At 67.5% G+C, this 14492-nt stretch carries 14 protein-coding genes; 7 read left to right on the forward strand and 7 right to left on the reverse strand.

Going from position 1 to position 14492, the window contains the following annotated elements; genetic code table 11:
• Window positions 1-35 precede the first annotated feature (35 nt).
• Window positions 36-2381, reverse strand: a complete 2346-nt coding sequence (locus AJAP_RS40855) for a hypothetical protein (RefSeq protein WP_038521703.1) — start codon at window positions 2379-2381, stop codon at window positions 36-38.
• 373 nt (window positions 2382-2754) lie between these two features.
• Between AJAP_RS40855 and AJAP_RS40860 the strand changes: the two genes are divergently transcribed.
• The 4 genes from AJAP_RS40860 to AJAP_RS40875 are packed head-to-tail and all read left to right on the forward strand — an operon-like array spanning window position 2755 to window position 5829.
• A complete protein-coding gene (locus AJAP_RS40860) occupies window positions 2755-3267 on the forward strand; it encodes a hypothetical protein (RefSeq protein WP_038521706.1) in 513 nt (170 codons plus the stop codon).
• Window positions 3268-3302: 35 nt separating this feature from the next.
• Window positions 3303-3878 carry a DUF3558 domain-containing protein gene (locus AJAP_RS40865; RefSeq protein ID WP_228694817.1) on the forward strand — a complete coding sequence of 192 codons (576 nt, stop codon included), beginning with the start codon at window positions 3303-3305 and terminating at the stop codon, window positions 3876-3878.
• A gap of 3 nt (window positions 3879-3881) precedes the next feature.
• Window positions 3882-5084, forward strand: coding sequence for a hypothetical protein (locus tag AJAP_RS40870; protein ID WP_038521711.1), 1203 nt, complete (start codon window positions 3882-3884; stop codon window positions 5082-5084).
• 1 nt (window position 5085) lies between these two features.
• The gene (locus AJAP_RS40875) at window positions 5086-5829 is read left to right on the forward strand and encodes an ESX secretion-associated protein EspG (RefSeq protein ID WP_038521714.1); all 744 of its coding nucleotides are present in this window, start codon (window positions 5086-5088) and stop codon (window positions 5827-5829) included.
• Here the strand turns inward: AJAP_RS40875 and AJAP_RS40880 are convergent.
• The 4 genes from AJAP_RS40880 to AJAP_RS43955 form a co-directional block, all read right to left on the reverse strand.
• Window positions 5826-6581: an amino acid ABC transporter ATP-binding protein gene (locus AJAP_RS40880; protein WP_038521717.1), complete on the reverse strand. Its 756-nt coding sequence runs from the start codon at window positions 6579-6581 to the stop codon at window positions 5826-5828. The genes AJAP_RS40875 and AJAP_RS40880 overlap by 4 nt on opposite strands.
• The gene (locus tag AJAP_RS40885) at window positions 6578-7384 is read right to left on the reverse strand and encodes an amino acid ABC transporter permease (RefSeq protein WP_038521719.1); all 807 of its coding nucleotides are present in this window, start codon (window positions 7382-7384) and stop codon (window positions 6578-6580) included. Before AJAP_RS40885 ends, AJAP_RS40880 begins: the two co-directional genes overlap by 4 nt.
• A 70-nt stretch (window positions 7385-7454) precedes the next feature.
• On the reverse strand, window positions 7455-8276 hold the full coding sequence (locus AJAP_RS40890) for a transporter substrate-binding domain-containing protein (protein WP_038521722.1): 822 nt from the start codon (window positions 8274-8276) through the stop codon (window positions 7455-7457).
• Window positions 8277-8493: 217 nt separating this feature from the next.
• A complete protein-coding gene (locus AJAP_RS43955) occupies window positions 8494-8781 on the reverse strand; it encodes a hypothetical protein (RefSeq protein ID WP_148311647.1) in 288 nt (95 codons plus the stop codon).
• Between the two features lie 209 nt (window positions 8782-8990).
• Here AJAP_RS43955 and AJAP_RS40895 point away from each other — a divergent pair, with 209 nt between their 5' ends.
• The 3 genes from AJAP_RS40895 to AJAP_RS40905 are packed head-to-tail and all read left to right on the forward strand — an operon-like array spanning window position 8991 to window position 12449.
• The gene (locus AJAP_RS40895; RefSeq protein WP_051972750.1) at window positions 8991-10652 is read left to right on the forward strand and encodes a circularly permuted type 2 ATP-grasp protein; all 1662 of its coding nucleotides are present in this window, start codon (window positions 8991-8993) and stop codon (window positions 10650-10652) included.
• A gap of 10 nt (window positions 10653-10662) precedes the next feature.
• Window positions 10663-11610 carry an alpha-E domain-containing protein gene (locus AJAP_RS40900; protein WP_016338202.1) on the forward strand — a complete coding sequence of 316 codons (948 nt, stop codon included), beginning with the start codon at window positions 10663-10665 and terminating at the stop codon, window positions 11608-11610.
• Window positions 11607-12449: a transglutaminase family protein gene (locus AJAP_RS40905; protein WP_037334373.1), complete on the forward strand. Its 843-nt coding sequence runs from the start codon at window positions 11607-11609 to the stop codon at window positions 12447-12449. Before AJAP_RS40900 ends, AJAP_RS40905 begins: the two co-directional genes overlap by 4 nt.
• Here AJAP_RS40905 and AJAP_RS40910 read toward each other — a convergent pair.
• Both AJAP_RS40910 and AJAP_RS40915 read right to left on the reverse strand, forming a co-directional pair.
• A complete protein-coding gene (locus AJAP_RS40910; protein ID WP_038521728.1) occupies window positions 12446-13450 on the reverse strand; it encodes a FecCD family ABC transporter permease in 1005 nt (334 codons plus the stop codon). The genes AJAP_RS40905 and AJAP_RS40910 overlap by 4 nt on opposite strands.
• On the reverse strand, window positions 13447-14478 hold the full coding sequence (locus tag AJAP_RS40915; protein WP_038524849.1) for a FecCD family ABC transporter permease: 1032 nt from the start codon (window positions 14476-14478) through the stop codon (window positions 13447-13449). Before AJAP_RS40915 ends, AJAP_RS40910 begins: the two co-directional genes overlap by 4 nt.
• Window positions 14479-14492: the final 14 nt, after the last annotated feature.

Raw genomic sequence — 14492 nt, forward strand, 5'->3', positions numbered from 1 at the left:
GACATACCTCCGTACTGAGGGTATGTGAAATACCCTCAGTTGTCCCGGCGGAGCATGCGACTGATCCCGGCCGCGACCGTGGTCGCCAGCACCCAGCCCGACGCGGTGAACCCGGCCGCGACCCAGTTGTCCATGCCGTGCATGTACCAACGCGACTTGTTGCCGAAGTCGACGATCGGGACCAGCAGGTCGATCGTGTACAGCACCGGGTTCCACTGCAGCCCGGTGTCGTCCTGGTTGACCAGGCAGCGCGGCCCGCTCACCGTGAGATTGGGCTTGGTCACGCAGTCGTCGACCCCGAACCCGAACCACAGACTGCCCAGCACCAACAACGTCAACAGCCAGCCGAGCGCACGCACCGGACGGAAGCCGTAGCCGACCATCGACCGCTGCAACCAGCTCCACACGTGCACGCCGGGCCCGAAGAACTTGAAGCCCTTCGCGAGCGCCTCGTACCGGAACTGCTGTTTCTTCAGCAGCACCGTGGAGGCGTGCTCTTCATTACCGGACGCACGCAGCGTCGCCGCCAGCTGGTCGTAGGGGCCCGGCCGGTAACCGTCCATCGCCTTGCGCAGCAACACGATCCGATGGTCGATCGCCCGGTCGTCGTCGAGCGCGATGTCCTCTTGCAGTGCGTCATAACGGAAATCCTCCAGCTCGATCCCCGTCGCCGACGCCCAGAACGCCTCGTTGTCGCCCAGCGTCCCGCAATGCGCCCGGCGCAGCACGATCCGGCCGTCCGGTGGGACGGCGGGCGTGAGCAGGAATTCGTCGGCGGACACGTCACTGCCGTCGAGCGCGATCCCGTGCTGCGGCAGGGAACCAAGCCGCGCGCCGCGGAAGTCGACGCGTCGTGCGACCTGCGCACCGTCGAGGTTGACCCCGCCCTGCGCGACGAACGGACGTTCCTTGTTCTCGGTGAGGATCAGATCCCGGCCGATCCGCGCGGTGCGGACGTCCAGCGAGTAGCTGGTCCGCGTGCGCGCGCCGGGCTCGGTCAGGCTCGTGCCGAAGAGGTTCACGCTGCCGCCGATCTCGGCGCCCTGCAACCGCAAGGTGCCCTGGACGGTCGCGTCCGTGAGCTGGAAGTTGCCCGCGATCTTCGCGCGCCGCGCGGAAAAGACGTCGCGGCGCGGGTGCAGGAACATCGAGTTCCACGCCAGCACGTTCCCACCGACGGTGATGTCGGCCATGCGCAACTGCCCGGACGGCACCCGCAGGCTCGTCGCCTCGAGATCACCGCCGATGGTGGTCCCGTCGAGATGGATCGCGCGGTCGTAGTAAGGAATGCTCTGCCCACGGACGACCTGGACCTCGGCGCCCGCCAACCGCAGCGAACCGCCGATGCGGGCGTTGACCATCCGCAGCGTCCCGGTGGCCTGCATGCCATCGCTCAGCTCGAGGTTCCCGTTGACCGTCGAGCGGTCCGCGACCAACGCGGGCCGCGGATCGATGTACGGATCATTCGATTTCCACGCGTCGACGACGATCGGCCCGGACTGGTTCACCGAGAGCTTGGCCTCGCGCAGGATGATGTCACTGTCCACAGTGGCGCTCGGCAAGTACATGATCCCACTGGCGGAGAAGCGTTTCCGCTGCGCGGCGGGCCCGTAGTTGTCCACCTCGCACAGCAGACTGCCGCCGATGTGGATTCCGTTGCCGTTGAGCGCGAAGCCATCCCGGTTGTTCAGCGTCGCGCCGGAAAAGTTGACGTTACCGCCCGCCCGCATACCCGGGATGCGGACTTCTCCGTTGGCCACCAACCGATACGCCAGCAGCGCGCCGACGATGTTGACCCGGTCGGCCTGGATCGCCTTGCCGCGAGGATGCGTGATCACCGTGCGGGTCAGTACGACCGAACCCTCGATGACCGCGTCGGTGAGATTGACCGCCGCGTTCGGCATCCCGCGCTCGCGATCGTCACCGCGCTGGACCGTGGTCTCCTCGATCTCGTGCTCGGCGTCGACGTGCACGACACTGCGGATGAGGCGGACGTCGTTGCGGGTGCGGAGGTTGCGCGCCTTGAGCCCGGGCAGCCAGCACTTGCGGAACACGAGCCCGAGCAGATGCGCCTCACGGACGTCCGGCGGATGCTCGAACCGGCACCGCTCGAACCGGAACAGATACTTGATGTCGGCGGCGCGCAGATCGAGCGTCCCGGTGATGTACGCGTCCTCGACCTGCACGATCGGCGCGTTGGTCGCCTGGCGGCGCCACCGGAGCAGCCCCGTCGTCCCCGGCTTCATCAGCTCGGACGCCGGAACCTCGTACCGCTTGTCGGGGTTCGGGTCGAACGGGTCGAGCGGCGGCAAGGACGTGTCGCCGTTCTGGTCACCTTCCCCCGGATCGCGCGGCCCGTTGTTGCGCCGAAAACCCGGCATCGTTTCGCTTCCCTCCCCCGTCGTTCCTCGGCCCCCAGCGAAGCCGATCACGCACGGGGTTCGCAAGTGGCCCGGGACAGTGGACCGGAACCTGCCACGGGATCGCGACGGCAGAACGGCCGCCCCGGGTGCTGGAACAGGCCGTTTGCGTCCGCGGTAGTGATCTTGGGCGGATTCGCCGCCGGTGTCCTGTTTCGCCGCCGCGGTCACTCACCGGAGTCAAGACAAATCACGCCGACTTCCCATCTTTCGATGGTGATCTTTCACGAAGGGGCTGATCAACGGTTTACCTGCTGCTATCGTCACCGATCGGAGTCATCGGGGAACTACGGGTAGGTCGCGCCCCATCGCGACCCGTGCGGGGAGGCACGAAATGACGAGACCAGGAAGCGGCCCCCAAGGGGTCTACGACCAGATCAACGGGCCGGGGCCGCAGGCGCCTCCTCCGAACTCGGGGTTGATTCAGGGCGCTGCCGCAGCGCCGCCGCCCCCGCCGTCCCCTCCGCCGCCGAATTACGGCGAACTGGGCAGCGGACAAGCGAAGGCCGACTTCGCAGCCGCCTCGGCGAATGGTGGCTGGGAGTTCGATCCTGCCGCTATGGACGCCGTGATCAAGTCCCTCGAAGACTGCCTCGAGAGCGACTTCCGGAAGGCACGTCGCGAGGCCGACGTACTGAATCAGATCCAGCCGCCGGGCCATGAAGTCGGCAGCGAGGGATACACGGCCGCTGCGAACAACTCGGGAAGCTCCTACCAGGCCTTCATGCAGGGGGCCTGGGACTACACGAACTCGTACCTGGACACTTTGAGGCAAATCCGGACTGCGTACCAGAACCAGGATCAAGCAGCCATCGACGCACTCCGCCAGATCGGGAAGGCCGACTGATGCCCCACGCCAGGAAGTTCGTGTCCGTAGCCGCAGTGAGCGGTTTGCTGCTGATGAGCGGATGCAGCGATCCCAAGACGGGCGATGCGACCTCAGCCGCCCCGACCGCGCCCACTTCGGCCCGGCTACCGGCGAACGGCGCTCCTGCTGTGACGAATCCGATTCTGAACACCACCCAAGCCGAATCGGACCCGTGTAGCACGGTGGCCACCGCTCAGATCGAGGAACTCGGCGGAAAGGTCGAGAAGACAGAGGTCGACGACGGGACTTTCGGAAAAAGCTGCGGCTGGATCTTCGAGGCCGGGCCAAGCAGCGTGACCGCAGGCCTCCTGCCTGGCAATAAGGAGGGGCTGAGCAGCCTCTACGCGAAACACGCGCAGGGCGGGCTCTCCACCTTCAAGCCGATCGACTCGATCGAAGGATATCCAGGCGTCATCTACGACAACGGCGGAGAAGGCAAGGGGCGGTGCGTACTCGCGGTAGGCGTGCGTGACGACCTTACCTATACGGTCACGCCGCTCCTGGCCACTGGAAACCCCATGCTGTCCGATCCCTGTGGTCTCGCTACCAAGGTTGCTGCCGCAGCGATCAAGAAGCTCAAAGGAGCTTAGGCCATGACCTATAGCGGCTGGGAGATATTCACCAAACTCAACGCCAATCCGTCCACGACGGAAACCCTCGACAAGGCGCAGGTCGCCTCACACAAGTTGATGGTGTTCCATGAAAACTTCAGCAAGGCCATGGAGACCAGCCAAACGGCGCTGACGTCCTTTTGGAAGGGCAAGGCCGCCGACAGCGGAACAGCAGGCCTCGCCCCGCTCATCGCGACCTCCAAGATCGCCGGCGAGAACATGGACCGCGCTCGCCAGTCGATGTACGACCAGAACGCCTCCTTCCATTACACACGCGGCAATGTCCGTCCCGTCGAGAAGGAACGCGCGGGGGACAACGGGCCCGGCGACATCCTGTCCATCGGCGCGAGTGACGACGAGATCGCGGCGGCGAAGTTCGACTCGGACACCAAGCACAACGTCGAGATCTACGAGCCGTACTACCAGAGCACCCAGCCGCGGCAGCAGTCGCTCGCGCCGGTTTATCCCGCCGCGCATGATCCGAACGTTTCGGCGGGGCCGATCACGCCGGATCCGATCGATCCCGGGCAGACCAAGGTCAGCGGGTTCAGCGGCGGGCCGGGCGACTCCGGGCGGCACAGCGGTCCCGGTGGGTACACCGGCGGGCCGAGTTCGTACAGCGCGCCTCCGGGGGCCGAGGGGTATCAGGCGCCGAGGCCGCCGCAGGTTCCGCCTGCGCCGAGGGTGCCGCAGGTGCCGCGTCCGGTTCCGTCACCACAGCCGAACGATCGGACCCAACTGTCCCATTGGGACCCGAAAACACAGGTGCGGCCGGGCGACCACCGACCGCCCTCGTTCGGTCCCGGGCCAGGGAGCGGGCCCGGTGGCGGCAACGGATTCGGGCCGGGATCGGGCGGATTCAGTGGCGGTTTCGGGCCCGGCGGCGGTTTCGGGCCGGGTGGGTCGACGGGCGGGCCGGGGAGTATGGGGCCCGGTCGCGGCGTCGGCGCCGCAATGCCCGGTGAAGGGCCGATGCGCGGTACGCCGGCGGGCGGCGCCGCGGCGGCGGGTCGTGCCGGCGCGCCGGGTATGGGCGGCGGCGGGATGGGCGCCGGTGCGGGCAAGGGCAAGGGCGGCGAGGACGAGGAGCACCAGCGCAAGATCACGCTGCAGGAAGAGGACGGCGACTCCCTCTTCGGCGGTTACGACGGTGACAAGCCGGTTCCGCCGGTGATCGGCGCGTAACGTGCTGCAGAAACCCGTCGAACTGACGCTCCAGACCTACGAAACCTTGCTGGACCAGCACAATCTCGGCGACATCCATCCGACGCTCGTCCGCGGCGCGCAGTGGTATCTGCCCGAGGAACGGCGCGAGCTCGCCGCCACCGCGCAGTCCGAATTGGACAGACAGGGACTGCTCAGGCGCGGCAAGATCGACGACGAATTCCTCGACACACTGCGCTTCCTGCAGCGGCCGGCGGTGGAGTACTACTCGTGGGTGAAGTCCGAGGGACGGGAACGGACGGTTCGCGCCGCGGGCAGTGGCCGGGAAGCGGTCAACGTCGTTTTGGTCGACAAGGTCGTCTACCTGACGCCGACGCGGCCGGACACGCTGGCGCAGGATTTCACCGGTCTGCTCCCCGAGGCGCCCGCCGCGCGCACGCCGTCCTTGAACTGCTCGGAAGCCGATCTTCAGGTCCTGATGAAGGGCGAAATGCTCATCGGCACCGGTCCGAGCATCCGCGACGCCAAGAAGATCCTCCAGTGGATCCGGTCGCCGTACACCTTCTTCGGACGGCTTTACGTCGCCATCCGTGACGGCGGCGGCAACCGGAAACGCGTCGAAAGGCCGCCGGGCTGGATGGACACCGAACACGGCCGCGTCGTGTTCGGCCCGGACGCCAAGGGCTGGGTGAGCCTCATGGGCGCCGGGCCGCACGAAATCGTCGCGAAGGTCGTCCAGCTGGAGTCGCAGCTTCGCGGACGCTAGCCCTGGTGGTTCGGGTTCAGGACCCGCGAGAGGAACGTCTTCGTGCGCTCCTCCTGCGGGTCCCCGATCACCTGGTCCGGCGAGCCCTGCTCGACGACGACGCCGCCGTCCATGAACAGCACGATGTCGGCCACTTCACGCGCGAACTGCATTTCGTGCGTGACGACGAGCATCGTCATGCCCTCTTGCGCGAGTTGCCGCATGACCGCGAGGACGTCGCCGACCAGTTCGGGGTCCAGCGCCGACGTCGGCTCGTCGAACAGCATGACGTCGGGATCCATCGAAAGCGCCCTGGCGATCGCGACGCGCTGCTGCTGCCCGCCGGAAAGCTGTGTCGGCAGCGAAGACTCCTTCTCCGCCAGCCCGACCTTCGCGAGGTTTTCCCGCGCGACGCGCTCCGCCTCTTCCTTGCCGCGTTTCAACACCTTGCGCTGAGCGACGGTGAGGTTTTCGAGCACGCTCAGGTGCGAGAACAGGTTGAACGACTGGAAGACCATGCCGATCTTCGTGCGGGCGCCGTCGATGTCGACGTCCGGGTCGGTGATCTCGCTGCCGTTGACCACGATCTTGCCCTGCTGCGGTTCCTCGAGGAGGTTGACGCAGCGCAGCAGCGTCGATTTGCCGGAACCCGACGGGCCGATGATGCAGACGACCTGGCCCCGCTGGACCTCCAGGTCGATGCCCTTGAGCACCTCGAGCTCGCCGAACGCCTTGTGCAGTCCCGAAACTTCGACGATCGTCTGGGTGCTCATACCGTTCCTCCGCCGGGCACTCCGGCTCCGTATTTCTTCTCTAGCCGCTGCTGCAGGATCGACAGCGGAATGGTGATGACGAGGTAGCACAGACCGGCGACGACGATCGGGGTCAGGCCCTTGGCCTCCAGCAGCGCTTGACGGCTGAACTGTGCGAGTTCCTGCTGCGCCGGGGTGGTGCCGAGCAGGAACGCGAGCGAAGAGTCCTTCGTCAGCATGATCAGCTCGTTGGCCAGCGGCGGCAGGATGATCCGGAACGCCTGCGGGATCACGACGGTGATCATCGTGCGGGCGGGTGACATGCCGAGCGAACGCGCGGCCTCGACCTGTCCGCGCGGCACCGCCTGGATACCGGCGCGAATGGTCTCCGCCATGTAGGCCGACGACACGATGCCCAGCGCCAGCATGATCGACACGTTCCGTGGCAGGAACACGTTCGGGAAGGCGATCGGCACTCCGACACCGACCGCCAGGAAGATCAGCAGCGCGGGCAGGCCGCGGAAGAACTCGATGTACCCGCGCGCGAACCAGCGGTACGGGCCGACCGAAGACAGTCTCATCAGCGCGAGCAGGAGCCCGAGGCCGAGGCCGAGCGCGAAGCCCAGCGCGGTGAAAACGATCGTGTTCTTCAGTGCGACGGTGATGACGTCCGGGAACTGCTTCGCGGCGACTTCGAGGTCGAAGAACGCCTTGCCCAGCCGTCCCCAGTCGGCCAGCAGCGCGAACACCACGACGATCACCAGCAGCAGACCGTACTGCGCCCACCGGAACGCCGATCGTCGCTGGCGGCGGCTCAGAGCCATTTCTCTCCTCAAACAGGTGGTGACAAGCCTGTGGCCGGTGCACTGGGCACCGGCCACAGAGGACGGATTATCAACCGGCGGCCGGGCTGCCCGGCTGCCAGGTCGGCGCCTTGCCGAACCACTTCTGGTAGATCTGCGCGTACGAGCCGTCGGCGACCGAAGCCTTGAGGACCTCGTTGACCTGGTTGACGAGGGCGGTGTTACCCGACTTCACGCCGATACCGTAGAACTCGTTGGTCTTGAACTCCGTGACGACGGTCGTGTCCGGGTTCGTCTTCACGAAGTCGTAGAGCACACCGTTGTCGTTGATGCCCGCGTCGATCTGGCCGCTCTTCACCGCCTGCTCCAGCAGCGCGAGGTCGTCGAAGGTGACGATTTCGGCGCCGACGGCCTTTTCCTTGCCGTAGTCGGCGCCGGTGGTGGCCGACTGGACGCCGATCTTCTTGCCGGCGACGTTGCTCAGGTCCTTGATCGGCGAACCGGTCTTGACCAGCAGCGCCTGCGACGCCTCGAAGTACGGGTCGGAGAAGGCGAACTTCGCCTTGCGCTTGTCGTTGATCGTCATCCCGGCGGCGGCGAGGTCGCACTGGCCCGTGTTCATCGCCTCGCCGGACTCGATGTTCTCGAAGGCGATGTCGACGATGCTCTGCTCGACGCCCAGCTTCTTCGCCACGAGGTCGACCAGGTCGACGTCGAAGCCGACGATCTTGTCGCCCTGCTTGACCTGGAACGGCTGGTAGGGCAGGTGCGTGCAGGTGGTGAGCTTGCCGGAGGCGACGAGCTGGACGCCACCGGCCGCGGTGCTCTGCCCACCTTCTTCGCCACACGCGGTCAGCGCACCCGCGGCTAGGGCGAGCGCCGGGATCAGGGCGAGCGCTTTCAATCGGGCCACGTCGTCACTCCTTGTAGTTCCCATGTGTCGAGAGCATGCATAGTGCCACTCATCCGGCGGCAAGCACAGCACCGAGACGTTACAGCGCTGTTTCCAGCGAAGATCGTCCCGACAACGGGAGGGAGCCGACCTCGGTCCCGGTGGGTCCCGACAGAGGTTCAACCGGCCCAGCACGGGAAACACGATGGGGCGCCGAAGCGCCCCACCGCCGCCCTATCTACTTGGGCCAATATTGGAACCTGTAGCCGTTGTAGCAGATACCCGCACAACTGGGGTCGACAGGAAAGTACTCGAGCGGCCCGACGTTGTAATACCGGGCGAATTCGCTCCGCTCACGGATACAGCTATCGTAGTTGTGACCGCACCAACGACTCGTGACATCCATTACGCCGACACTGGTCGACGGCGCCGCGGCACCGTCCTGAGCTGCCATCGCGACACCCGGAACGGCCAGCGCCGCCACTGCGGCACCGGCCACGACGAACGTTTTCACAAGATTCTTCACAATTCCCCTTGTAAATTGCAGGTGAAATTCAGAGCCTGCTTATCCAGCAGGTAATACGCGAATCAACGAGTTTTACGCATGGCGAAACGCCGAACAGAATCCAACCTTCCCCAGTCAGGTTCGAATACGCCCGGCGAGGCTAGCATCAGGCTGATCATTCCGCCAAGCCAACCCGGGCATCTCGCGCCGAACGGGGTACATAGGTCACGATGACCCCCATGAACAACAACTCGGCGCCGCGCCTCCCACCCGCGGGCCGCCGCCCGCGGACGACGACGTCGGCCCGGCGCGCGGCGAAACCCGGGGCGCAGTTCGACGGCTATCTCTCGCCGTCGCGGCCACACGCGGGCGCGTACGACGAGATGTTCACCGCCGACGGCACGGTCCGCCAGCCGTACCGCGCGCTGTACGAATCGATCTCCGCGCTGACGTCGGCGGACCTTTCGTCCCGGTCTGCGGCGATCGACCGGGCCATGGTGGACCAGGGCATCACGTTCTCGCTGTCGGGCCAGGAACGCCCATTCCCGCTCGACCTGGTGCCGCGCGTGATCACCACCGCCGAATGGAGCAAACTCGAACGCGGTGTGGCGCAACGGGTCCGCGCGCTCGAAGCCTTTCTCGCCGACGTGTACGGCGACCGGCAGATCCTGCGTGACGGCGTTCTGCCGCGACGGCTGATCACCTCGTGCGAGCATTTCCAGCGCGAGGCGTTCGGGATCAATCCGCCCAACGGCGTCCGCATCCATGTGTCCGGTGTGGACCTGGTGCGCGACGAGGAGGGCACCTTCCGGGTGCTGGAGGACAACCTCCGCAACCCGTCCGGCGTGTCGTACGTGATGGAGAACCGCCGCACGATGGCGCGCGTGTTCCCGGACCTGTTCGCCCAGCACCGGGTGCGCCCGGTCGGCGATTACGCCTCGCATCTGCTGCGCGCGCTCCGGGCGGCGGCCGCGGCGAACGTCGCCGACCCGATGGTCGTCGTGCTCACCCCCGGCGTCCACAACTCCGCGTATTTCGAGCATTCGCTGCTGGCCCGGCTGATGGGGGTCGAGCTGGTCGAGGGCCGCGACATGTTCTGCCGGGACAACGTCGTCTACCTGCGCACCACCGAGGGCGAGCGGCAGGTCGACGTCATCTACCGGCGGATCGACGACGAGTTCCTCGATCCGGTGCACTACCGGCCGGATTCCGTGCTCGGCGTGGCCGGCATCCTCAACGCGGCGCGCGCGGGCAACGTGGTGATCGCGAACGCGGTCGGCAACGGCGTCGGTGACGACAAGCTCGTCTACACCTACGTGCCCGAGATGGTGAAGTACTACCTCAACGAGAAGCCGCTGCTGCCCAACGTCGACACCTTCCGGTGCTGGCTGCCGGACGAGTTCGACCACGTCATGCAGCATATGGACGAGCTGGTGATCAAACCGGTCGAAGGTTCGGGCGGGTACGGCATCGTGTTCGGCCCGGAGGCGACGCAGGCGGAGCTGACCGCGCTCAAACGCAAGGTCCGGGCGCACAAACGCGGCTGGATCGCCCAGCCGGTGGTCCAGCTGTCCACCGTTCCGTCCAAAGTGGACGACAGACTGGCGCCACGGCACGTCGATCTCCGGCCGTTCGCGGTCAACGACGGCAAGGAGATCTTCGTCCTGCCGGGCGGGCTGACCCGGGTCGCGCTCCCCGAGGGCAGCCTGGTGGTCAACTCGTCGCAGGGCGGCGGTTCCAAGGACACCTGGGTGCTGGCGCCGCGATCCTCGACGGCGGAACGGGAACTGGAGCGGCCCGCACTCGGCGCACTGTCCCAAGTAGACGGTCTGGTCGCCGAACAGGGCCCGGAGCTGACCACCACCCAGCAACAGCAGCAGCAACAGGCATAAGGGAGTTGATGTGCTCGCCCGCAACGCGGAATCGCTGTACTGGATCGGCCGGTACGTCGAACGCGCCGATGACACCTCCCGGATCCTCAACGTCTCCGTGCATCAGCTGCTCGAAGACGCGAGCGTCGACCCGGACCACGCGAGCCGCCAGCTGCTCGCCGTCCTCGGCATCTCGCCGGAGGGCATGGACACCCTCGACGTGTGGAAGCTGACCGAACTGGTCGCCTACGCCAAGGACAATCCGGCGTCCATCGTCGGCTCGATCAACTCGGCCCGCGAGAACACGCGCGGTGCCCGCGAGGTCGTCTCGACCGAGCTGTGGGAATGCCTGAACGCGACGTGGAACGCGGTGCCGGACAGGCAGCGGTACGCGCGCCGCGCCGGGCCGCACGCGTTCCTCTCCTTCGTGGAGGAGCGCGCGGCGATGTTCGCCGGGCTCGCCGATTCGACGATGAGCCGCGACGACGGCTGGCTGTTCATGGTGCTCGGGCGCTCGGTCGAACGCGCGGACATGGTGGTGCGGCTGCTGCTCTCGCGAGTGCAGGACAGCGCGTCGTCACCCGGCTGGATCACCGTGCTCCGTTCGGCGGGCGCGCAGGACACGTACCTGCGGACTTATCGCGGCGCGCTCGACGCCGCCCGGGTCGTGCAGTTCCTGTTGCGGGACACGCTCTTCCCGCGTTCGGTGTTCCACGCGTTGCGCCAGGCGGAGGAATGCCTGGAGCGGCTGGACCCCGGCGTCAACTCGCGTGCCAACGAGAAGTCCGAGGCTCTGCGGCAGCTCGGCCGCGCGCGCAGCGAGCTGGAGTTCCTGCGGCCATCGGATCTGCTGGAGGACCTGCCGAAACGGCTCGGCGCCCTGCAGACCTCGATCAAGGACATCGGCGACGCGGTTTCGGTGCAGTACTTCCATTCGTCGCCTTGGGTGGCCTGGAGCGGTGCGGAGGTTTCGCTGTGACCTGGCAGCTTCGGGTGGCCCACCGGACCGGGTACCGGTACGCGACCCCGGCCACGCAGTCGTACAACGAGGCGCGGCTGACCCCGCGCTCCGATCGGCGCCAGACCACGGTCGTGAACCGGGTCGAGACGACGCCGGCGACCCGTGCTTACCGGTACACGGATTACTGGGGCACCGTCGTGACCTCGTTCGACCTTCACGCGCCGCACACCGAGTTCACCGTGCTCGCGACGTCGGTGGTCGAGACCGCCGACGAAGGCGAGCCGGTCCGTTCGGCGACGTGGAAGGACCTGCGCAGCGACACCGTCGTCGACCACCGCACCGAGTACCTGACGCCGACGCCCTACACGCCCCGCGATCCGGAGCTGACGAAGGTCGCGCGTGAACTGCGGAAGGGGCTCGACCCCGCGGAGGCCGTGCTCGCGGTCTGCGAATGGGTCAACCAGCAGCTGAAGTACCAGCCTGGGACGACCGGTGTGCACAGCACGGCGACCGACGCGTGGCGTGCGCGCGAAGGGGTTTGCCAGGACTTCGCGCATGTCACGCTGGTGATGCTGCGCGCGATCGGCGTCCCGGCGCGCTACGTCTCCGGGTATCTGCACACGAAACCGGAGGCGAAGCTCGGCGAGACGGTCGAAGGCGAAAGCCACGCCTGGGTCGACGTGTGGACCGGCGGCTGGTGGGCCTACGACCCGACGAACGCGATCCCGGTCGGGCCGCGGCACGTCTGGGTCGCGTACGGCCGCGACTATGCCGACGTACCACCGCTCAAGGGCATCTTCACCGGTGGCGGTCAGTCCACTTTGGACGTCTCGGTGCAGCTGACCCGGCTGACCTAAGCCCTGCGACGCAGCAGCAGCCAGAGCAGATAGGCGCCGCCGAGGGCTGCCGCCACGACACCGGCGGGCAGCAGCGAGGACTCCAGCAGCCGCTGGCCGAGGTAGTCCGCCGCGACGACCAGCGCCGCGCCGACGAAGGCCGAAGCCGCCAGGTTGGGCCCCGGCAGACGCGTCATCCGGCGCGCGAGCTGGGGCGCGGCGAGCGCGATGAACGGCAGCGGCCCGGTCGCGGCGGTGGCGGCGGCCACCAGCGCGACCGCGACCAGCACCAGGGTCAGCCGCACGCGGTGGACGTCGACGCCGATACCGGTGGCGGTGTCGTCGCCCATCTCCAGCATGCGCAGCGCGCGGCCGTTGAAGAACACGATCGGGGCGAGCACCGCCACCGCGACCGCCAGCGGCACGAAGAAGCTCCAGTCGCGGCCGGCGAGGTCGCCGACCAGCCAGCCGACGGCCTGCGCGGCGGCTTCGAGGTTCGCCTTCACCAGCAGATACGAGTTCACGCCGACCAATACCGCGCTGACCGCGATCCCGAGCAGCACCAGCCGCGAACTCAGCAGACCGTGCGGCGCGCACAAGGCCATCACGACCAGCGCGGTCAGCAGCCCGCCGACCAGCGCGCCGACGGAGACCAGCCCGGGGCCGGAGCCGAAGAGCAGCAGGGTCACGATGCCGCCGGTCGCCGAGCCGGTCGTGAAGCCGATGATGTCCGGGCTGCCGAGCGGGTTGCGCGTGATCGTCTGGAAGACCGCCCCGGCCAGCGCCAGCGCGGCCCCGACGAGGATCGCGACCAGCACGCGCGGCAGCCGTCCCATGACGACCAGGTACTGCGCCTTCGTGCCCGAACCCGCGAGTGTGGCGAGCACTTCGCCGGGGCTCATTTCGTAGTCGCCGGTGCCGACGGAAAGCACGACGAGCGTCAGCGTCACCAGGGCCAGCACGGCGACGACGATCACCGATCGTCTGTCCACACCGGACTCACGACGGACGAGCGCGGTCATCGGCGCACCGCCTTCAAGCGCCGGGCCACGATCACGAACGCGATCCCGCCGACGACGTCGGTCATCACGCCGACCTGGATCTCCCCCGGCGAGCCGAGCAGGCGGCCGAGGACGTCGCAGCCGAGCAGCAGCACCGGCCCGAGCAACGCCGAAATCAGCATCACCCACCGCTCGTCCTGGCCGATCAACGTGCGGACGACGTGCGGGATCATCAGGCCGACGAAGGCGATCGGCCCGCAGGCCGCGGTCGCCGACGCCGCAAGCAGACCGACGGCGACCATCCCGGCGACGCGGACGAGCGCCGGATTCGCGCCGAGGCCGCGGGCCGTGTCCTCACCGAGCGCCAGCGCGTTCAGCGCGCGGGCCAGCACGATCGCGATCACCACCCCCGCGACGAAGAACGGCAGCAAGACCGACAGCTGATCCAGGTTCCGGTTCACCAGCGAGCCGACCAGCCAGAACCGCATGGCCTGCAGGTTGTGCGTGTTGACCATCTGCATGCCCTGGTTGATCCCGACGAACACCGCCTGGACGGCGACACCGGCCAGCACCAGCCTCAGCGGGCTCGTCGCCCCGCGTGTCCCGCCGATCACCGAGACCAGCGCGGTTCCCGCGAGCGCCCCGGCGAAGGCGAACCAGACGTACTCGCCGGGCGAAGTCACCGAGAACAGCGTCGAGCCGAGCACGATCGCGACGGCGGCACCGTGGTTGATGCCGAGCAGGCCGGGTTCCGCGACCGGGTTGCGCGTGATCGCCTGCATGAGCGAGCCCGCCAGCGCGAGCGCCATCCCGACCAGGACGCCGAGCACAGTGCGGGGCAGGCGATCGTCGCGGACGACGACGTCGTTGTAGCTCCCGTCGTAGGCGAAGAGGGCGTGCAGGACTTCGCCGAGCGAGAGGCGGTTCGAGCCGAAGCCGATCGACAGCAGGATGACCGCGACGAGCGCTGTCAGGGACCCCACGAGGACCAGCGTTCTCACGGAAACGCTGGTCCTCATGGTCGTGCCGCGCTCCGTGACCTGGACCATGGCGTCCACGATAA

This window comes from Amycolatopsis japonica, from assembly GCF_000732925.1.
GTDB classification, from domain to species: Bacteria; Actinomycetota; Actinomycetes; order Mycobacteriales; family Pseudonocardiaceae; genus Amycolatopsis; species Amycolatopsis japonica.